We start from the raw sequence: 19,190 nt of genomic DNA, 5'->3' as shown, positions 1-19,190 counted from the left end.
CTGTTTCCGCCATGCGCGGCGCATGATGCTGCCATGACCGACGGCCTTCCCCTTCCCCGGCGCTACGCCGCGATTGCGACGCTGTGCCTCGGTACGGCGCTCATCATCATCGACGGAGGCGTCGCCAACATCGCGCTCCCGACGATCGCGCGCGATCTCGGGGTAGACCGGTCCTCGGTCGTGTCGGTGGTGACGATCTACCAGTTGATGCTGGTCATGCTGCTGCTGCCTTTCGCCGGACTGGGCGAGCGGATCGGGCTCAAGCGGATGTACCAGATCGGTCAGCTCGTCTTCACGGTAGCGACGTTGCTTTGCTTCTTCGCGAAAAGCCTGCCGTTCCTGCTGATCGTGCGCGCCGCGCAGGCAATCGGCGCGGCGGCGGCGCTGAGTGTTTCCTCGGCGCTGATCCGCTCGACCTATCCCGCGAAGCAGCTCGGCAGCGGGCTTGGGATCAATTCCGCGATCGTCTCGGCAGGCGCGGCGCTCGCGCCGTCGCTCGGGGGGTTCATCCTGGGAATAGCGCCCTGGCCGTGGGTGTTCGCGAGCGCGGTGCCGTTCGCGATCGGCTCGCTGTTGCTCGGCCGCGCGCTACCCGACACACCGCCCCGCGACACGCCGTTCGACGTGGTCGGCGCGGTCATGTGCGCGGCGATGTTCGGGCTGATCATCGGCGGGCTCGAGAGCGGGGTGCATGGCGACAGTCCGGTGGTATCGGCGGCGATCGTGCTGACCGGGGTCGTGGTCGGCGTGCTGTTCGTGCGGCGCGAGCGGGGCGAGCGGGACCCGATCCTGCCGATCGATCTTCTCGCGCGGCCGGTGCTGCGGCTGTCGGTCATCGGCGCCTACACCGCGTTCATCGCCTCGATGACGCTGATCATCTCGATGCCCTTCCGGCTGCAGAGCGAGTTCGGCTTTACGCCGACCGAGATGGGGCTGCTGATGGCACCCTGGCCGCTGACCAACATCGTCGTCGCACCCTTGTCGGGCTGGCTGTCGAGCCGGATCCCGGCCGGTCTTCTGGGCGGGATCGGCATGGCGATCTCGATCGTCGCGCTGGTGCTGATCGCCGATATGCCGGCGCATCCCAGCGACCTCGACGTCGCATGGCGGATGGCGTTGTGCGGTGCCGGGTTCGGGACGTTCCTGCCCCCCAACGCGCGCCTCATCATCGGCAGTGCCCCACGCGAGCGCGCGGCGGCGGCGGGCGGCCTCGTCTCGACCACGCGCCTGCTCGGCCAGACGACCGGCGCGACGCTGGTCGCGGCGTTGCTCGCGCTCGGGATGGGCGGCGGCGCGACCCCGCCGCTGGTGGCGGCGGGGCTCGCCTTCGTCGCGGGCCTGTGCAGCCTCGCCCGGCTCCGCCCATCGATCCGGATGCCGAAAACCGAGGAATCCGCAGATGTTCAGCCGGCTAGCCCGGTGCGGTAAAGCACCGGGCCTGCCCTCGCGTCGGTGCGGCACGGGAGGCCCGGCCTCTTCAGAAGTTCGGGTCGAAGTTGGAGAACACCGGGTTCGACAGCGCCACCCTGCGCGACCTACGGCAGCGTCAGGCGAGCCGCCGCATTTCGTCGACCAGTGCCGCCAGTCGATCGGTCGCCGGCCCGGGAATGCGGGCGCGGAAGGCCTTTGCCAAGGCCTCGTAATACCACAGCGACCCATCCTTGCCGCCGGTGAAGCGTTGCCACAGCGCGTCGCCATGCACCGCGAGATCGGCGACGATCGCGCGTGCATTATGCGTCTTGTCCGCAAGGCTGACCTGCAGCGACGCGACCGGCTTGTGCGCCAGGCTGGCAAGATACGCTTCTTTCCGCGTACGCCACGGTGGTTTCGGCTCGGTTTCGAAATCGGTACAATGGTCGACGATCTCGGCGACGTGGTCGCCGAACGTTGCCCTGATCACCGCCAGTTGGGGTGCGCCACCCTGATCCTCGACCGCATCATGCAGAAGTGCCGCGATCGCCTGATCCTCGTCCGCGCCATTCTCCAGCGCGATCGATGCGACGCCGAGCAGGTGCGCCACATAGGGAACGTCGGTCCCCTTGCGCCGCTGGTCGCGATGCAACTTGCTGGCATAGGCCAGCGCCTCATCGAAGCGATCGGTCAGCATGGTCTCTCCCTTTGTGAAGCTACGGGCGCTCGCGGCAACCATTCCACCCGTCATTACCAAAAGCAGGGTGCCCCCCCACGTGACGACCCAAGAACCTGCCGTAGTCGCGATCGATTGCGACGAACCATATCGCAATGCCGTCGGCTCGAAGATCTCATGATGTCGGTTACCGCGTGCGCCGAGCGTCCGCCGGTCATTATGCCGCTGGTCGACTGTGGCATGGACATGATCTCGGCGACGTGGCGTACAGATGCTCCGAAACGACGACTCCCCTATCAATGTCTCTAAGGTAAAACGTCTGATAGCGCTCGTGATTAAATTGACCAGTTGTTGCCGATATGCCAACAACTACCGTGTTGCGCAATGCTTGTCGAAATATGTTTAAGTCATGCTGGACTGCAGATATTTATCGCGAAATGATCACGAATCATGTAATCGCAGTATCTTTACCCTGCTTCACGAAAGCTTCGTCAGATAAACGTCAGTGATATCTATCTGTTCGAGCACTCCCGATACGCCTGCCCGACAAGGCCGGGCCTGCACGATCAGGGCAACACACGGGCATCGCGCATACGCTCGACGTGGGCTTCGATCATGGTGGCAAGACCCTCAGGACAGACCGCACTCTCATACCCGAGCGTGGAGATCGTGGCCGTGGCCGGCGTAGGGTATTCGCCGACCGAGTTAGCGGGGCAAAGTGGTTCACCGCCACGATGGACTCAGCTTGCCCGGCGCTATGACTGTTGGTTTTTCTGGAAATTGGCTGGGGCGGCAGGGTTCGAACCTGCGAATGGCGGCATCAAAAGCCGCTGCCTTACCACTTGGCGACGCCCCAATCCGGGAGCGCAGGCCTTTAAGCTGCGCGTGCCCCGTTGCAAACCTAAAAAATGCGTGCGCCGCTCAGACGACGCGCTCGAGCCAGCCGTGCGGATCGGGGGCGATGCCGCGCTGGAGGTCGATCAGCGCCTGGCGAAGCCGCAGCGTGGTCTCCCCCGCGCCGCCGTCGCCGATGTCGAACCCGCCGTCGGCCAGCCTCATCGTCCCGATCGGCGTCACCACCGCCGCGGTCCCGCAGGCGAACGCCTCGCGCAGCCGGCCGCTTGCCGCATCTGCGCGGCACTGGTCGATCGCATAGGGCTCCTCGCGCACCGTCAGCCCCATGTCGCGCGCGAGCGTGATCAGCGAATCGCGCGTGATGCCGGGGAGGATCGTGCCGGTCAGCGGCGGGGTCTGCAGCCTGCCGTCGTCGAACACGAAGAAGATGTTCATGCCGCCGAGTTCCTCGATCCAGCGCCGCTCGACCGCGTCGAGGAACAGCACCTGATCGCAACCCTGGCGGGTCGCCTCGGCCTGCGCGATCAGGCTGGACGCGTAATTGCCGCCGCATTTCGCGGCGCCCGTCCCGCCGGGCGCGGCGCGGGTATAGTCCTGCGAGACCCACAGCGTCACCGCGGGCGCGCCGCCTTTGAAATAGGCGCCGACCGACGAGGCGATCACCGCGTAGAGATATTCGGTCGACGGCTTCACCCCGAGGAACACCTCGCTCGCGATCATGAACGGGCGCAGGTACAGCGCGCCGCCGTCGATATCGGGGATCCAGTCGGCTTCCTGCCGCACGAGCGTGCGGACCGACTCGACGAACAGGTCCTCGGGCAGCGGGACCATCGCCATCCGCTCGGCCGAGGAGCGGAACCGCGCGGCATTGGCGGTCGGGCGGAACAGTGCGGCACCGCCGTCAGGAAGGCGATACGCCTTCATCCCCTCGAAGATCTCCTGCGCGTAATGCAGCACCGCGGACGCGCTATCCATCGTGAACGGCGCGCGCGCGGTGATCTTCGCGTCGTGCCAGCCCTCCGCCTCGCTGTAGCGGATCGTCACCATATGATCGGTGAAGACCCGGCCGAAGCCCGGATTGACGAGCTGCGCGGCGCGCTCGTTCGCGGCGAGCGGCGCGGCGTTCGGCTCAAACGCGAAGACGGGTGTCTCGGACAATGCGGGATCGGCAGGCTGACCGCCGGCGAGCGTAACGGTGTTCGGCATGATATCCTTGCGACATATTGCGACAATTTGGGGGTTGAAGGGGTGTACGGGACGCGTCAAACGCGGTCAACAATGGCAACCGCAATCGCCTCTGCTTCGCCGCTCTTCCTCCGTGAACCCGAAATTCGGCGCGGCATGGAATTGCTCTACTTCGCCCAGAGCACGCTCGCTCGCTCCACCGAGGTGCGACTGAGCGAGATGGGGCTTGGCCGCGCGCATCATCGCGCGATGTACTTCATCGCGCGGCATCCGGATCTTACGGTGAGCGCGCTGCTGAGCTTGCTGGGCATTACCAAGCAATCGCTCGGGCGCGTGCTCAACGAACTGGTCGATCGCGACCTGGTCGAGACGCGCGTTGGCGAGCGGGACCGGCGGCAACGATTGCTGCGGCTGTCGACCGCCGGGTCGGCGCTCGAGCAGGAGTTGTTCGAGATGGTGCGGCAGCATTGGTCGCGCGCCTATGCGCGGGCCGGGCAGAGCGCCGTGACCGGATTCTGGTCGGTCCTCGAGGGGATGATCGGCGAGGAGGATCTCGCGCGGTTGTCGGGGCCGCAGGACTAGCGTTCGGGTCCGCGCGCGGTCAGCGCGCCGCGGCCGCCATCTCGGCATTGCGGCGGGTCGCAGCGGCAATCGTATCGCGCAGCACGTTATCCAACGCGCCGTCCGCATCGAGGACGTCGAGCCCCTTGCGGGTCGATCCACCCGGGCTCGCCACGCGGTCCGCTAGCGTAGCCGGGTCGACGTCGGCCGCCGCAGCCAGCAGCCCTGCCCCCTCGACCATCGCCAGCGCGAGCCGCTGCGCCTGATCGGCGGGAAGCCCCTGCGCGACGCCCGCACGGGCAAGCGAATCGATGAAGCGATAGAGAAAGGCCGGACCGCTCCCGGCCAGCGCGGTGACCGCGTCGAACTGCGCGGGCGCGACCCATTCGACCAGACCGAGCGGTTGCATCAGCTGCTCGACGCTGGCCCGCGCCGCGACGTCCGTGCCAGCGCCGTCGAGCGCAACGACGCCCTTCCCGATCGCAACCGGCAGATTGGGCATCGCGCGAACGATCGCGTCAGCCGAAAACCGGTTCGCCAGCGCATCTTCCTCCACGCCGGCAAGGATCGACAGCAAGATCGGTACGCCGGCAATGCGCCCCGCAAACCGCGCCGCGATCTCGTCGAGCTGTTGCGGCTTCATCGCCAGGATCACGAGATCGGGAAGCGCACCGTCAGGCAGGTCGCGCGCCTGCCGGACCCCGTCCGGCAACGCGCGGTCCGACCGGTTGACGACATCCACGGTGCGCGCGTCCACCACGCCGCTGTCGATCCAGCGCCGCAGCATTGCCCCGCCCATGGTGCCGCATCCGATCATCCAGATACGGCCGATGCTCGCGTCGGTCACGGGGTCAGGCTTCGCCCTGGGTTTCGGTCATCGCGGCGGCGAGCGCGTCCTTGGGCGTCTTGCCGCCCCACAGGATGAACTGGAACACCGGGTAGAAGCGCTCGCACTCGTCGATCGCGCTTTCGACCATCAGTTCGGCCGAACCCAGCGACAGCGTGCCGCCATCGCCGTCGATCATCGCGGCGTGGCGGTAGAGCAGGATCCCGCTCGACGACCAAAGCTCGAAATGACCGACCCACAATTGCTCGTTGATCAGCCCGATCGCCTCATACATCGCGGCGCGCTTGTCGTCGGCGACCTTGATGTCGGGGAATGCCAGGAACTGGATGACGCCATCCTCGTCGCGCCACAGCGCGCGCAGTTCATATTGCGCCCAACTGCCCTTGACCTTGGCGATGACCTCATCGTCCTGCCGCTCGTAATCCCAGCCATGCGCTGCGAAATAGCTTTCGAGCATGTCGATCGGCGCGGCATCGTCGCGGTCGAAATCGGCTTCATCCAACATCATTCGGAGCCTCCCGTCCGCTTTACGCAAGCAAGCGTGGCCGCTTCGGCGCGGCGATACAAGCGGCAGGGGAACATGCGCGTCGAATTAGCTGTGGATAAAATGAGGTCAGACTCCGGTTTCGGGGGGCGAGGTGAAGGCAGCGGCGGAAGACGACGAAGACGCCGACGAACCCTTGGCTTCGAGTGCATCGAGCCGCGCGCGCAGCGCATCGGCCTCGTCGCGGGCGGCGACCGCCATCGCCTTCACCACTTCGAACTCGTCGCGCGAGACGAAGTCGAGCCCGCCGATCCACTCGCGCGCCCGCGCCCGCGCACCGGCTTCCGCCTCGCGCCCGACGCCTGCGAGCGTGCCGGCCGCGCCGTTGAGGAGCTTGGCGAAATCGTCGAAAATCTTGTTGTCGGCTTGCATGCGGAAGGGTCCAATCGAACTATCTGGCTCTGATCTGGGTTGTCGTCGAACCCGGTGCAAGGGTTTCCACCCCCGGGTTGAGCGCCAGAATCTCATAGTTGAGATACGCCGCGAACAGCAGCCACACAAGATAGGGCACCAGCAGCACCGCCGCCAGCCCGCGCACCTGCGAGAAGACGATCGTCATCAGCATCGTCACGCCGAACATAAGCCCGACCAGCACGAGCGCGACAACCACCTGATGCAGACCGAAAAACAGCGGCGACCAGGCAAGGTTGAGCACGAGCTGTCCGAAGAACACGATCACCGCCGGGGTCCGCAACCGCGCGCCGCGCGCGTTGAGGATCATCGCGAGCGCGACGCCGAGAACGACGTAGAGCAGCGACCAGGCGACCGGGAATACCCAGTCGGGCGGATTGTAAGCAGGCTTGTTGAGCGCGGCATACCAGCGGTTTTCGCTGCCGGTCGGCGACAGTCGCGCCGCGCCGAAGCCGAGCAGCAGCATTCCGGGGATCGTCACCGCGGTCCAGCGCAGGAACGACGCGCGAAGCTGTTCCCGTGATGCGATGCCGCCAGCCATGTTCGTCGCCATTCCGCGCACTCCCTTGTTCCGCTTTATCGATCCGCGCGCCGATGGCGGCGCGAACCTTCCCCCGCCGCCGCTATAGGAGAACTCCCCCGGCGGAGTCGGGATTATTTGCCGTCGCGGGCGCAGCGTCCGCGCGAACGGCCCCGATCAGGAACTCGATATTGCCTTCCGGCCCGGTGATCGGGCTTTCGACCAGCGTCACGACACGCCACCCCTTGCCCGTGACCCACGCCGACACTTCGTCGCACACTCGCGCGTGGATCGCGGGATCGCGCACCACCCCGCCCTTGCCGACTTCGCCGCGCCCCGCCTCGAACTGCGGCTTGATCAGCGCGAGCAACCGCGCGTCGGGCTTGGCGAAGCGCATCGGCACGTCGAGCACCTTGGCGAGCCCGATGAAGCTCGCGTCGCAGACGATCAGGTCGACCGGTTCAGGGATGTGCGCCGCGGTCAGGATCCGCGCGCTCGTCTGCTCGTGGACGATCACGCGGTCGTCCTGCCGGAGCTTCCACGCGAGCTGGTTGGTCCCGCTGTCGACCGCATAGACGCGCGCCGCACCGCGCTGAAGCAGCACGTCGGTAAACCCGCCGGTCGACGAGCCGACATCGATCGCGACCGCCCCGGTCACGTCCCAGCCGGTCGCCTCGAGCCCGTGCGCCAGCTTGATCCCGCCGCGCGACACCCAGGGATGATCGCGCCCGCGCACGTCGAGCAGGACGTCGTCCGCCACCGCCTGCCCCGGCTTGTCGATCTTGCGGTCGCCCAGGAACACCAGCCCCGCCATGATCAGCGCCTGCGCGCGCGTCCGGCTTTCGGCGAGGCCGCGATCGACCAGCAACTGGTCTGCTCTAAGCTTGGGCATGCGGGGTCGGCTGGCAGGGCAATTCGGGCATCGCCACCCCCTATCAAGCTTCGCGCCCGACCCCAAGCGCGGCGAGTCGCCGATCGCCCCGTCCGCCCGAACCACGCAAATCCGCGACGCGTCGAAACCGTCTTTTCAGGCCGGCGCATCCGGCCTTCGATTCAGCGCAGGTCTATTGCCTACCGTTCCAGTAGGAATAGCTTTCGAGACCGGGAGGCGTGGCCGCGCGGCGTCCCCCTAGAGCACGGGCGGTCACGTCTCCCATTCTCAAATGGGAGAGCATCGATGGGTAGCTTCTCAAGTTTCGAACCCGTGCAGCCGACCATCCTGACGGTCCCCGGCCTCGGTGGCTCGGGCCCGTCGCACTGGCAGACCTTATGGGAATCCGCGCGACCCGATACGGTCCGCGTCGAACTCGGCATGTGGAACACCCCGCATCGCAACGCCTGGGTGACCAAGCTCGACCAGGCGATCCGGCAGGCGAAGGCGCCGGTCGTGCTGGCGGCGCACAGCCTCGGCTGCCTCGCGGTCGCGTGGTGGGCGGAGATGACGCGGCAGCCTTATGGCTGGCCGGTCGCGGGCGCGCTGCTGGTCGCACCGGCGGATGTCGACCGTCCGGGCGCGCAGGCCGAACTCGCGTCGTTCGGGCCGACCCCGACGACGCCGCTCCCCTTCCCCTCGCTGGTCGTCGCCAGCCGCGACGATCCGTGGATCGCGATCGAGCGCGCGCACAGCCTTGCGGTCGGCTGGGGCAGCCATTTCGTCGATGCGGGCGCGCAGGGGCATCTCAATGCCGCGAGCGGGATCGGCTGGTGGCAGGAAGGGCAGGAATTGCTCGACCGCGTGATCGGCGCGGCGGTGGACCGGCACGGGCGACCGCTCCCGCAAAGCGAGGCGCGCTCGATCCTCGCGATCAACGCGACCGATGCGGCGCAGACGCATTACCTGCCGCATGCCGGGCGATAGTCCGGACGCCGGTTGAGCCGGCGGTCCGGTTGTTCGTCGGCGAAAGCCGGAGCCCAGGGTTACACGCACGGAAAACGGCAGGTTCTGTTCGGCTCCGATCGGGCGGGGGTGAGCTTCTCCCTTTCGTTGCTTCCCCGGCGAAGGCCGGGGCCCAGGAGCGAAACGCTAGTATCTCCGGGCGTTGCGCTCCGTTGCGTCGTCCCTCGCTGATGGGCCCCGGCGTTCGCGGCATCAGTCCAGAAACAGATACGCCGGGTCGAACTCGGCGAAGGCGCGCAGCCGTGGCCAGTCGAGGATTTCGGCGACCCCCTGCCGGAAGGTGACGAGCCCGTCCTCGCGCAACTGCCGCAACATCCGGTTGGCGTGGACCGCGGTCAGGCCGGTCGCGTCGGCGAGATCGACCTGCGTCAGCGGCATCGCGAAGCTGTTGCCCGAGGCATGGCCGATCCGCTCCAGCCGCACGAACAGTTCGCAGAACAGATGCGCTAGCCGCACCGCGGCGCCGCGCGCGCCGACCGAGACGATCCATTCGCGGTTGATCGCGGCGTCGATCATCGTAGACTTCCACAACAATTCGGTGATCGTCGCGGATTTCTCCGTCAACGCGCGAACTTCGGCATGGGGAAACAGCGCGACACGAATATCGGTCAACGCCGCGACCGAATGTTCGAGCCGCTTGAGCGGATAGCTGTGGAGATCGACGAAATCGCCAGGCACGTGGATCGCGAGGATCTGCCGCCGGCCCTCGGGCGTGTCCTTGAAGCGCTCGACGAACCCTTCGAGCAGCAGCGTGCATTGCGTCAGCGGGGTCTGTTGCCGGATGAAGATCTGCCGCGTGGCATAGCTCGTCGTGCGGATTGCCGCCGCTTCGATTGCAGCGACTTCCTCCGCAGACAGCACCGGCGTGCGATGCTTCTTTAAAAACAGATCGATATACATGCTGGTGATCAATCCCCTTCCCCGGAACATGGCCGGTATGCCGACGTTCTGTCCAGAGGGAGACGTCCGTAATGCCAAAAGATCCGCACTCCAAACCGATGGACGTCGTGGCCGAGGGCGGCGAGGTGCTGCTCGATGGACCGGAAGGACTGGCCGAAAGCTTCACGCCAGACGCTGCGCGCAAATCGGCCGAACGCCTGCGCGAGGCCGCGCGTGACGCCGAAAGCGACACGGAAGACCGCGACTAGACACCGGCGTTAACGATGTACCCTCGCCGGATCTTCACGGTCTGGCGGCCAGAGTGTCCGCATGCCGTTCCGCAAACTGTTCCTGAGCCGATGGTCGGCGCTGTTATGGGCCGGGGGCATCATATGGACCGCGGTCGATACGGTCGGTTTCGCGCCTGACAAGGCGCATCGGGTCAACGAGGCACCCGGGACATTCCATGATGCTGCCGGCGAACCGGTTAAGGCGCAGGATCTGGCGCTGCTCGCCAGCGCCATGCGCAACGACTGATCGCGGCGGCGGACGGATGGACGCGCCCTACCGCGTCGCACGGGTCGGCTTGAGCGCGATCGCGTCGATCTTCCATTGCCGCTGTTCCGCGGTCGCACCGTCCACGTCGGCGACGCGGTGGAGGGTCACGCTGCCGATCTCGTAGCTCGGCGCGCGGTCTGCCTTGATCCTAGCATAGACCTGCACCGGCACGGTCACGAAGCGCTGTCCTGCGCCCGGATCGATCCGCCCGGGGGCGCCGATATTGGCGTGATATTCGCTGTACCGATCGAAGCTCGCGGTGAAGGCCGCAAGGTCACGTCCCGCCGCCGCGCTACCCGGGCGCCACAGCGCACGCGCCTCCCCGAACTTGCGCGCGCCGAGCAGCGCGTAATAGGTCTGCACGACATTTGCCGCGCCCTGCGCGCTGTCGGGCGTGAAGCTTGCCTCGGAAACCGGCGTCCGGTCGTCGGAGAGTCCTCCCGGAGTTCCGGGCGCAAGCGGGTTGAGCGGGGACAGCCGGTTGTCGGGGGCTTCGTCGTCGGTCTTGTTGATGTCGGCACCACCGGCCGGATTGACCTCGGCATCGTCATTGCCGAACGCATTGTCGCCATAAGCGTCGATCGCATCCTGCGCGTCGATCGCGGCGGCATTGATGTCGACCGGGGTGTTGGTCACCGGCTCGCTCTCGGCACAGCCCGCCAACACCAGCAGGGATACGGACAAAAGCAGGGTGCGCGTCATATACAGGCTCGACTGACAGGGAATGGGATCGGCGGGGGCTTGGCTAACGAAGATCGGCCCGCGCCGTTCCCTCGCGCGATTGGCCCGGCGTACCGGGCCGGGACTGGCAGCGGACCGGTACCCCGGCCCGCCGCCCGCCATCACGGCCGCAGCGCTGCGTCGTCGCGATCGGTCAGTTCGTCTTCCTCGACATCGTCGTCGTCGACATCGTCCTGGACGTCGTCCTCGTCGAGATCGTCCTCGTCCATGTCGGCATCGTCGTCTTCCTCGCCGACGTCTTCCGAGTCCATGTCGAGGTCGTCCTCATCCTCATCATCGTCGTCACTCTTGGACGTGATGTCGGGGTTGAGATCGGTCAGGATCGTCCCGTCGGTCGGTCCGTCGCGCGTGACCTCGAGGATCTCCGCACGCTGGCTCTCGTCATAGCCTTCTTCATCGAATCCGTCGTCGCCCGAGCCTTCGCCGGGCACTTGATGGCCACCAATGCTCATGTCGTGTCTCCCGGCCGCCCCGGCCCGATGCGGGGGGCGGCTGCAGATGCGAACCTAGCAGGATTGGATCGGTTCCGCATCGAAGCACGGAATAGGTCAACTCGGTCGAAACAAACGCCCACGCTCGACGATCGCCGCGATCACGATCCCGATTACGCCCGCGACGAGGAAGCCCGCGTGCAGCGGGACAGTCGTCCCGTCGAAGCTGCGCCCGATCGCCCAGCCGATCAGCCCGCCGATCGTGATTCCGAAGAACCCCTGCACGCTCGACGCGGTCCCCGCGATCGAACCCATGTTTTCCATCGCCATCGCTGACATGTTCGACGTCGCGAGGCCGAAGCACGCCATGGTGATCGCCTGCAGCACGACGAACACGAGCAGCGGCTCGTCCCCCATCCGCCCGACCAGCAGGCCGGTGCCCGAGGAGAGGATCATGACGACGAGCGCGGTCTGCGAAATCCGCCGCATCCCGATCCGCATCACGATCCGCGAATTGAGCAGATTGGCGACCGCCATCGTCCCCGCCGACGCCGCGAACACCGCGCCGAGCCACGCCGGGCGATGGAAGACGTGTTCCATGATCGGCTGGATCGAACTGAGATAGCCGAAGATCGCCCCCTGCGCGATCATCGCGGCGGCGGTATAGCCGAGCGAATAGCGGTCGGTCAGCGTCGTCTTCCAGCCGCGCGCCATCGTCAGCAGCGACAGCGGGATATGCCGGTCGCGCGGAAGCGTCTCGGGCATGCGCGCGGCGAACCAGATCAGGCAGGCGAGCGCCGCGCCGGCGATCACCTCGAAGATCAGCCGCCACGATCCGACCAGCAGCACCGCCTGCCCGAAGCTCGGCGCGATGATCGGCACCGCCATGAACACCATGAACGCAAGGCTCGTCACCTGCGCCATCGCGCGACCCGAGAAGCAATCGCGGATCAGCGCGATCGTCACCACCCGGCTCGAGGCGATCGCCAGACCGGTGATGAATCGCACGATCAGCAGGAGCGCGAAGCTGCTCGCGAGACCCGCCAGGAGATTGCCCAGCGCGTAGCAGATCAGCCCGCCGATCAGCACCGGGCGCCGCCCGAAGCGATCCGTCAGCGGCCCGTGGATCAACTGCCCGATCCCGAGCCCGACGACGAATACGGTGAGGATCAACGGCCCGTCGAGGATCGCGTCGACCCCGAGGCGACGCGCGATATCGGGCAGCGCGGGCAGCATCGAGTCGATGCCAAGGGCGCCAAGCGCCATGAGCGCGGCAACGAGGGGCACGAACTCGACGAGCCGGATCGGTGGGCCGTCGAGCCTTTCGGTGGGAACAACACGATCGGACATGGCGCGCCAATGCCCCAGCACGCCGCACAGGTCACGCCGCAATTCAACAATTTGCCGTAGCGTCCGGTTTGGAGGCGGAACGGACCCCGACGCAGTGCATTCCGGTCCCATCACCACAAGAGGACCATGACGATGAGCATTTTCAGCAGGATCAAGGACGCGATCTGGGGTCACAAGGCTGCGCCCGTCGAGGCCGCGCCGTCGTCGCCGAACATGCCGCAGATGAACACGCCATCCGACCCGGGCACCCCCGCCCCCGCCGCCGCGGCGCCAGCACCGGCAGCCCCCGTCGATGTCGAGGCCGTGCTGACCCAGAAGGCGGCCGCCAAGGGACAGGACCTCAACTGGCGCACGTCGATCGTCGACCTGATGAAGGTCCTCGATCTCGATTCGAGCCATGCCAACCGGCTCGAGCTCGCCAAGGAACTCGGGTTCACCGGCGACACCAACGACAGCGCGTCGATGAACATCTGGCTGCACAAGCAGGTGATGGCGAAGCTCGCGCAGTCCGGCGGCAAGGTGCCGGCCGAACTGGCGAACTGATCTGATCCGCGGGCCCGGTCCGATCACGGACCGGGCCCCGCACGGCGCGATTGTCCCGCACGACGGTTTGGCGGTAGAGCGCGCCATCTCTCGTCTGATGGACCCTACCCCATGTCTGATTCCCCCGCCGCACAGGTTCCCGCCCTTTCGCTTGCCGACGAAGCAGGCGATCCCGCCGCTTTCGCCGCGGCGCTTGGCGGTTCGTTCGAGCGGTTCGGCTTTGCGGTCGTGTCCGATCACGGCGTCCCCGCAGACCTGATCGCGCGCGCCTGGGCGATGACCGAGGCGTTCTTCGCGCTGCCCGAGGAAACCAAGCGACAGTATTTCAGCGCAGGCGGTGGCGGCGCGCGTGGCTACACGCCGTTCAAGACCGAGATCGCCAAGGGCGCGACTCACGTCGACCTGAAGGAATTCTGGCACGTCGGGCGCGAGCTGGCCAAGGGCCATCGCTTCGAGGAACAGATGTCCCCCAACGTCTGGCCCGACCAGCCCGAGGGCTTTCGCGAAACCTTCATCGAGCTGTTCGCCGCGTTCGACACCGCCGGCGACCGGCTGCTGTCGGCGATCGCGCGGCATCTCGGGCTCGCGCCCGACTGGTTCGACCCTGCCGTAAAGGACGGCAATTCGGTGCTGCGCCTGCTGCACTATCCGCCGATCCCCACCGATGCGCCGGGGGTGCGCGCCGGGGCGCATGAGGACATCAACCTCATCACGCTGCTGCTCGGGGCCGAGGAAGCGGGGCTCGAACTGCTCGACAAGGACGGCAACTGGCTCGCGATCAAGCCGCCCGAAGGCGCGATGGTCGTCAACGTCGGCGACATGTTGCAACGGTTGACCAACCATGTTCTTCCCTCGACGACTCACCGCGTCGTAAACCCGCCGGTCGAGCGGCGCGGGCATTCACGCTATTCGATGCCGTTCTTCCTCCATCCCGCCCCCGACTTCCTGATCGAGACGCTGCCCGCGACGATCACCGCGGAGAACCCGAACCGCTATCCGACCCCGATCACCGCGCATGACTATCTGTACGAGCGGCTGGTCGAGATCGGGCTTATCAAGAAATAATCTGTCGTTTCGGGGTTGTTCCGCGGTCTAATCCTCCGCTAGCGGGTCCGCCATGACAGCCCCGGCGCGTTGCCGGGGGGACGGGGGACCGCAACAATGACCGAACCACTTCGCATCGCGCTCGCCGGGCTCGGCACGGTCGGCGCTGGCGTGATCCGCCTGCTCGACGCCAATGGCGCGCTGATCGCGCGGCGCGCCGGGCGGCCGATCGAGATCGTCGCCGTGTCGGCGCGCGACCGGTCGAAGGACCGCGGCGTCGACATCGAGCGCTTCCAGTGGGTCGACGACACGACGTCGCTCGCGCAGTCGGGCGCGGACGTGGTGGTCGAGCTGGTCGGCGGGTCGGATGGCCCCGCGCTGACGCTCGCGCGCGCGACGCTCGGGGCGGGCAAGAGCTTCGTCACCGCGAACAAGGCGATGCTCGCGCACCACGGGCTCGAGCTGGCGCGGCTCGCGGAAGGCGCGCAGGTCGCGCTCAAGTTCGAGGCAGCGGTCGCGGGTGGCGTGCCGGTGATCAAGGGGCTGCGCGAAGGCGCTGCCGCCAACGTGATCGAGCGGGTTTATGGCGTTCTCAACGGGACGTGCAATTTCATCCTGTCGAAAATGGAAGCCGAGGGCCGCGACTTCGCCGAGGTGCTCGCCGAGGCGCAGGCACTCGGGTTCGCCGAGGCAGACCCGAGCTTCGATATCGACGGGGTCGATGCCGCGCACAAATTGTCGCTGCTCGCGAGCCTTGCATTCGGGACGCAGCCCGCTTTCGCCGATGTCGCCGCGAGCGGGATCCGCCACGTACTCGCCGCCGATATCGCGGAGGCGGCGGCGCTCGGGTATCGGGTGCGGCTGCTGGCCGTCGCCGAGGCGGACGAGGCCGGGTTGTTCCAGCGGGTGCATCCGCATCTCGTGCCGGTCAGCCATCCGCTTGCGCATGTCACCGGGGCGACCAATGCGGTGGTGGCGGAAGGCAATTTCGTCGGGCGGCTGCTGTTCCAGGGTGCGGGCGCAGGCGACGGCCCGACCGCGAGCGCGGTGGTGGCGGACCTGATCGACATTGCGCGCGGCGAATTCGGCCCGGCGTTCGCGATGCCGGCGGATGCGCTGACGCAGCAGACCGCCGCCGACACCGGCGACCGGCGCGGGCGGGCGTATGTGCGCTTCACCGTCGCCGACCGGGTCGGCGTGCTGGCGGAGATCGCGGCGGCGATGCGCGATGCGGGGGTGTCGATCGAGAGCCTGATGCAGCGTGGCGCGATGGCGGACGGATCGGTGCTTGTCGCGATCGTCACGCACGAGGGGCCGGAACGCGCGGTGGCGCAGGCGCTGGAGCGGTTGCGCGGGTCGCAGAGCCTGGTCGGGCAGCCGTTGTGGATGCATATCCTGGGGTAATCTAAGCCCCTCCCCTTCAGGGGAGGGGTTGGGGTGGGGCCGTGCAGCAGAACTAAGCTCTCTGCGAGGCACTGCCCCACCCCCAACCCCTCCCCTGAAGGGGAGGGGCTTTTTAGGGAAGGATCACCGACGGCCGCGGCTCGTCCTCCAGCGAAATCGCAACGCGGCCGGACTTGTCCGGCTTCTTGCGGAACACGCCGCCGATCCCGTGCGCAATGTCCTTGCCGAGGCGGATCGGGTCCTTGCCCTCCCCCGGGTCCTCGCAACAGCTCCCCGGCGACACCAGCTTCTGCACGAGCCGCACCACCTGGGTCCCGCCGCTGAAGAACTGGATGCCACCCGGGCACCCCCCCTGCATCGTCGCGCACGGCGCGCTGCTCTCCACCGCCAGCGCGCCGGTTCCCGTCCTATAGGGGTTGGACGGCTTCGGTCGATCGAGCACGACCTCATTGGGATACGGGAGCGCCTGCGACGGCAACGGGTTGCCGCACACGATGATGTCGTCGGGCTTCGCCTTGGCCCCGTCACGCGGCTTGCACGGTTCGGTGCCGACCGGATCGAGGATCGACCACGCGGGCTTCGACGGCGCGGACGACGGCGCGACCGGGGCGGATGTCGCGACCTGCGCGGCGAGGATCAGCAACAGCATGGTATTCAAGCTGCGGTGCGATCATGGCAAATTTCAGGCGATGCGCGGAATCGCCAGCCGCGGAATGTCGATCGCGGGGCAGCGGTCCATCACCACCTGCAATCCCGCCGCCTCGGCGCGCGCCGCCGCCTCCGGGTTGATCACCCCGAGCTGGAGCCACACCGCCTTGGCGCCGATCGCGATCGCCGCGTCGATCGTCTCCCCGGCAGCGGCGGAATTGCGGAAGATGTCGACCAGATCGATCGGCTCCGCGATGTCGGAAAGCGCGGCGACGACGGCGACCCCGTTGATCTCGGTCCCGGCCAGCTGCGGATTGACCGGAATCACGCGATAGCCATGCGCCAGCAGCGACCGCATCACGCCATTGGATGGCCGATGCGGCCGGTCCGAGGCACCGACCAGCGCGATCGTCCGGGTCTCGCGCAACAGCGTCGCGATCTCGGCGTCCTGCGTCAGCATCAGCGTTGCGCCCCGATCCATACGGCAACCTTGTCCGCAACGGCACCGAACGCGACCGCCTCCGGGCCGTCACCCGCGACCGACGGCTGCCCCGCGTCCGACGAAATTCGCACCGCCATGTCGAGCGGGATCCGCCCGAGGAAAGGAATCCCCAGCGCGAGCGCCGCCGCTTCCGCCCCGCCGCTGCCGAACGGATCGGACACTTCCCCGCACGAAGGGCAGACATAGCCCGCCATGTTCTCGACCAGCCCGATGATCGGAATACCCGCCTTGACGAACAGGTCGATCGCGCGCTTCGCGTCGATCAGCGCGAGATCCTGCGGGGTCGAGACGATCACCGCGCCCTGCGGCCGGTATTTCTGGATCATCGTGAGCTGGACGTCGCCCGTCCCCGGCGGGAGATCGAGCACCAGCGTATCCGCCTCGCCCCAGTTCGCGTCGAGCATCTGCTGCAACGCGCCTGCCGCCATCGGCCCGCGCCACGCGATCGCCTGGTCGGCGGCGACGAGCATCCCCATCGACAGCATCGGCACGCCGAACGGGGTCGGCACCGGCTGCAACACTTTATTACGCGCGGTCGGCTTGGCGTCCTCGACCCCCATCAGCTTCGGCTGCGACGGGCCGTAGATATCGGCATCGACCAGCCCGACGCGGCGCCCGCGCGCGGCGAGACCGATCGCGAGATTGGCCGACACGGTCGACTTGCCGACGCCGCCTTTTCCGCTCGCCACCGCGATCGAAAGCCGCTGGCTGCGCTGGCTGGTGAGCGCGACGCGCACCGTCGCCACGCCCGGTAGGCCGCCCGCGAACGCGCGGACATTGGCTTCGAGCGAATCGCGCTCGGCCTCGTCGAGACCGCTGACATCGACCACGATACTGGCGCGGTCGCCTTCGATACGGCCGGTGGCGCGGGTGCCCGCAACGGGGGCTAGCATGGCGTCTAGCGAAACTGGATCGGTCATCCGCGTGCAGATAGGCGCGTGGCGTACGCTTGCCACTGTTTTTCGTAAGTCTTGCCCCCTATAAAGGTCATATGACGATCCTTTCGGGCTGGTTCCGCCGCCTCTCCATCCTTACCGCCGACAACAAGGGCCCCTGGGGCGGCCCTCCGAGCGGTTCCGACGACGATGGCAAGGGCGGCACGCCCGGCGGGGGTGGCCCGCGCAATCCCTGGGCGCAACCGCCAAGCGGCACGCCGCGCGGAAAACAGACCGGGCCGAGCGCGCTCGACGAATTCCTCAAGCGCGCGCGGACCTCGGGCGGCGGCGGCGGGAATGGTGGCGGCTTCGGCGGTCGCCCGCGGATCCCCGGCACGCCCTCGCCGACGCAGTTGTGGATCATCGGCGTCGGGATCATCCTCGTGCTGTGGCTCGCCTTTACCGCGGTCCATTCGATCGGTCCGCAGCAGCGCGGTGTCGTGACGTTCCTCGGTCGCTATGCCGGGACGCTCGAGCCGGGTATCCGCCTGACGATGCCCGCGCCGCTGTCGTCGGTCGCCAAGGTCGACGTCGCGCAGATCAGCACCGACACCTTCCCCGAGGAAGGCGCGGGCGCGAACCTGATGCTGACGCGCGACCAGAACGTGGTCGACCTCGATTATTCGGTGCGCTGGATCATCAGCAACCCGCAGGACTTCGCGTTCCAGATCAAGGACCAGAAGTCGACGCTCCGCGCGACCGCCGAAAGCGCGATGCGTGCGGTCGTCGCGACCGTATCGCTCGACCAGGCGCTCGGTGGCGGCCGCGACGCGATGGAAGTCCGCGCCGAGGAGCAGATGCAGTCGATCCTCGACCGCTATAATTCGGGCGTCCGCATCCAGGGCGTCGCGATCAAGAACGCCTCGCCCCCGGCGCAGGTGATCGACGATTTCAAGGCGGTCTCGGCCGCGCAGCAGGAAGCCCAGGGCAACATCAACCGGGCGCGTGGGTATGCGCAGCAGACGCTGGCGCGCGCGCAGGCGGATGCGACCTCGTTCGACGTGCTGTACGCGCAATACCGTCTCGCTCCCGAGGTGACCCGCCGTCGTCTCTATTACGAGACCATGGAGCAGGTGCTGGCGCGCAGCGACAAGACGATCGTCGAGGCACCGGGCGTCGTCCCCTATCTGCCGTTGTCGCGCGGCAAGAAGCTTCCCGATGCGATCGCGCCCGCCGCCCTCGCCCCGCAAACGCCCGCTCCGGGAGCAGCCCAGTGAATCTCGCCCGTAACCCCGTAACGCTCGGCGCC

23 protein-coding genes and 1 tRNA gene are annotated in these 19,190 nt (G+C 67.3%); 9 read left to right on the top strand and 15 right to left on the bottom strand.

From position 1 onward, the window contains the following. Positions 1 to 33: 33 nt before the first annotated feature. The gene (locus RH91_RS12330) at positions 34 to 1,428 is read left to right on the top strand and encodes an MFS transporter (RefSeq protein WP_010163081.1); all 1,395 of its coding nucleotides are present in this window, start codon (positions 34 to 36) and stop codon (positions 1,426 to 1,428) included. 118 nt (positions 1,429 to 1,546) lie between these two features. Here RH91_RS12330 and RH91_RS12325 read toward each other — a convergent pair whose 3' ends face one another. The 3 genes from RH91_RS12325 to RH91_RS12315 all read right to left on the bottom strand — a co-directional run bounded on the left by RH91_RS12325 (position 1,547) and on the right by RH91_RS12315 (position 4,147). Continuing rightward, positions 1,547 to 2,107 carry an HD domain-containing protein gene (locus RH91_RS12325; protein WP_010163080.1) on the bottom strand — a complete coding sequence of 187 codons (561 nt, stop codon included), beginning with the start codon at positions 2,105 to 2,107 and terminating at the stop codon, positions 1,547 to 1,549. 760 nt (positions 2,108 to 2,867) lie between these two features. Beyond that, positions 2,868 to 2,942, bottom strand: a tRNA-Gln gene (locus RH91_RS12320). Positions 2,943 to 3,007: 65 nt separating this feature from the next. Then, positions 3,008 to 4,147: a branched-chain amino acid aminotransferase gene (locus RH91_RS12315; RefSeq protein ID WP_010163079.1), complete on the bottom strand. Its 1,140-nt coding sequence runs from the start codon at positions 4,145 to 4,147 to the stop codon at positions 3,008 to 3,010. Between the two features lie 72 nt (positions 4,148 to 4,219). On the opposite strand from RH91_RS12315, the gene RH91_RS12310 reads away from it, so the two are divergent. Beyond that, positions 4,220 to 4,708, top strand: coding sequence for a MarR family transcriptional regulator (locus RH91_RS12310; RefSeq protein WP_010163078.1), 489 nt, complete (start codon positions 4,220 to 4,222; stop codon positions 4,706 to 4,708). 19 nt (positions 4,709 to 4,727) lie between these two features. On the opposite strand, the gene proC is transcribed toward RH91_RS12310, so the two are convergent. From proC to RH91_RS12285, 5 genes are all read right to left on the bottom strand, one after another. After that, positions 4,728 to 5,534, bottom strand: a complete 807-nt coding sequence (proC, locus tag RH91_RS12305; protein WP_010163077.1) for a pyrroline-5-carboxylate reductase — start codon at positions 5,532 to 5,534, stop codon at positions 4,728 to 4,730. A 4-nt stretch (positions 5,535 to 5,538) separates the two neighbouring features. Further along, positions 5,539 to 6,039 carry a YbjN domain-containing protein gene (locus RH91_RS12300; RefSeq protein ID WP_029623825.1) on the bottom strand — a complete coding sequence of 167 codons (501 nt, stop codon included), beginning with the start codon at positions 6,037 to 6,039 and terminating at the stop codon, positions 5,539 to 5,541. Between the two features lie 108 nt (positions 6,040 to 6,147). Beyond that, positions 6,148 to 6,450: an accessory factor UbiK family protein gene (locus RH91_RS12295; RefSeq protein ID WP_010163074.1), complete on the bottom strand. Its 303-nt coding sequence runs from the start codon at positions 6,448 to 6,450 to the stop codon at positions 6,148 to 6,150. A 19-nt stretch (positions 6,451 to 6,469) separates the two neighbouring features. Continuing rightward, complete coding sequence (locus RH91_RS12290) at positions 6,470 to 7,051, bottom strand: tryptophan-rich sensory protein (RefSeq protein WP_010163073.1); 582 nt, start codon at positions 7,049 to 7,051, stop codon at positions 6,470 to 6,472. Positions 7,052 to 7,112: 61 nt separating this feature from the next. Continuing rightward, positions 7,113 to 7,901 (bottom strand): TlyA family RNA methyltransferase, encoded by a 789-nt coding sequence (locus RH91_RS12285; RefSeq protein ID WP_051116687.1) that lies wholly within the window; start codon positions 7,899 to 7,901, stop codon positions 7,113 to 7,115. 285 nt (positions 7,902 to 8,186) lie between these two features. On the opposite strand from RH91_RS12285, the gene RH91_RS12280 reads away from it, so the two are divergent. Beyond that, complete coding sequence (locus tag RH91_RS12280; protein WP_029623823.1) at positions 8,187 to 8,867, top strand: RBBP9/YdeN family alpha/beta hydrolase; 681 nt, start codon at positions 8,187 to 8,189, stop codon at positions 8,865 to 8,867. Positions 8,868 to 9,098: 231 nt separating this feature from the next. Here RH91_RS12280 and RH91_RS12275 read toward each other — a convergent pair whose 3' ends face one another. Continuing rightward, positions 9,099 to 9,806 carry a Crp/Fnr family transcriptional regulator gene (locus RH91_RS12275; protein ID WP_010163070.1) on the bottom strand — a complete coding sequence of 236 codons (708 nt, stop codon included), beginning with the start codon at positions 9,804 to 9,806 and terminating at the stop codon, positions 9,099 to 9,101. Positions 9,807 to 9,877: 71 nt separating this feature from the next. Here RH91_RS12275 and RH91_RS22845 point away from each other — a divergent pair, with 71 nt between their 5' ends. Both RH91_RS22845 and RH91_RS12270 read left to right on the top strand, forming a co-directional pair. Next, complete coding sequence (locus RH91_RS22845; protein WP_198283255.1) at positions 9,878 to 10,054, top strand: hypothetical protein; 177 nt, start codon at positions 9,878 to 9,880, stop codon at positions 10,052 to 10,054. A 61-nt stretch (positions 10,055 to 10,115) separates the two neighbouring features. Further along, positions 10,116 to 10,322 (top strand): hypothetical protein, encoded by a 207-nt coding sequence (locus RH91_RS12270; protein ID WP_010163069.1) that lies wholly within the window; start codon positions 10,116 to 10,118, stop codon positions 10,320 to 10,322. Between the two features lie 27 nt (positions 10,323 to 10,349). Here the strand turns inward: RH91_RS12270 and RH91_RS12265 are convergent, their stop codons facing one another. The 3 genes from RH91_RS12265 to RH91_RS12255 form a co-directional block, all read right to left on the bottom strand. Beyond that, entirely contained in the window at positions 10,350 to 11,045 is a 696-nt protein-coding gene (locus tag RH91_RS12265) for a hypothetical protein (RefSeq protein WP_010163068.1), read from the bottom strand. Positions 11,046 to 11,185: 140 nt separating this feature from the next. Further along, positions 11,186 to 11,536: a DNA primase gene (locus RH91_RS12260; RefSeq protein WP_170318353.1), complete on the bottom strand. Its 351-nt coding sequence runs from the start codon at positions 11,534 to 11,536 to the stop codon at positions 11,186 to 11,188. Between the two features lie 96 nt (positions 11,537 to 11,632). Continuing rightward, positions 11,633 to 12,865: a multidrug effflux MFS transporter gene (locus RH91_RS12255; protein WP_037478741.1), complete on the bottom strand. Its 1,233-nt coding sequence runs from the start codon at positions 12,863 to 12,865 to the stop codon at positions 11,633 to 11,635. A gap of 126 nt (positions 12,866 to 12,991) precedes the next feature. On the opposite strand from RH91_RS12255, the gene RH91_RS12250 reads away from it, so the two are divergent. The 3 genes from RH91_RS12250 to RH91_RS12240 all read left to right on the top strand — a co-directional run bounded on the left by RH91_RS12250 (position 12,992) and on the right by RH91_RS12240 (position 15,856). After that, positions 12,992 to 13,408: a DUF3597 domain-containing protein gene (locus RH91_RS12250; RefSeq protein WP_010163065.1), complete on the top strand. Its 417-nt coding sequence runs from the start codon at positions 12,992 to 12,994 to the stop codon at positions 13,406 to 13,408. A 111-nt stretch (positions 13,409 to 13,519) separates the two neighbouring features. Beyond that, complete coding sequence (locus RH91_RS12245) at positions 13,520 to 14,473, top strand: isopenicillin N synthase family dioxygenase (RefSeq protein ID WP_010163064.1); 954 nt, start codon at positions 13,520 to 13,522, stop codon at positions 14,471 to 14,473. 96 nt (positions 14,474 to 14,569) lie between these two features. After that, the gene (locus tag RH91_RS12240) at positions 14,570 to 15,856 is read left to right on the top strand and encodes a homoserine dehydrogenase (protein WP_010163063.1); all 1,287 of its coding nucleotides are present in this window, start codon (positions 14,570 to 14,572) and stop codon (positions 15,854 to 15,856) included. Between the two features lie 112 nt (positions 15,857 to 15,968). Here the strand turns inward: RH91_RS12240 and RH91_RS12235 are convergent, their stop codons facing one another. From RH91_RS12235 to RH91_RS12225, 3 genes are read right to left on the bottom strand one after another with little or no spacing between them, the layout of a single operon-like run. Next, positions 15,969 to 16,505 (bottom strand): hypothetical protein, encoded by a 537-nt coding sequence (locus tag RH91_RS12235; RefSeq protein ID WP_010163061.1) that lies wholly within the window; start codon positions 16,503 to 16,505, stop codon positions 15,969 to 15,971. A 33-nt stretch (positions 16,506 to 16,538) separates the two neighbouring features. After that, complete coding sequence (locus RH91_RS12230; protein WP_010163060.1) at positions 16,539 to 16,985, bottom strand: CoA-binding protein; 447 nt, start codon at positions 16,983 to 16,985, stop codon at positions 16,539 to 16,541. Continuing rightward, positions 16,964 to 17,926, bottom strand: coding sequence for an Mrp/NBP35 family ATP-binding protein (locus tag RH91_RS12225; RefSeq protein ID WP_029623820.1), 963 nt, complete (start codon positions 17,924 to 17,926; stop codon positions 16,964 to 16,966). Before RH91_RS12225 ends, RH91_RS12230 begins: the two co-directional genes overlap by 22 nt. A 71-nt stretch (positions 17,927 to 17,997) precedes the next feature. Here RH91_RS12225 and hflK point away from each other — a divergent pair, with 71 nt between their 5' ends. Continuing rightward, a complete protein-coding gene (hflK, locus tag RH91_RS12220; RefSeq protein ID WP_010163058.1) occupies positions 17,998 to 19,158 on the top strand; it encodes a protease modulator HflK in 1,161 nt (386 codons plus the stop codon). Positions 19,159 to 19,190 lie beyond the last annotated feature (32 nt).

The organism is Sphingomonas sp. PAMC 26617 (assembly GCF_000242835.1).
Classification (GTDB): Bacteria; Pseudomonadota; Alphaproteobacteria; order Sphingomonadales; family Sphingomonadaceae; genus Sphingomonas.
Note: the sequence above shows the minus strand (reverse complement) of the source record. Positions and strands in the feature narration are given on the sequence as shown.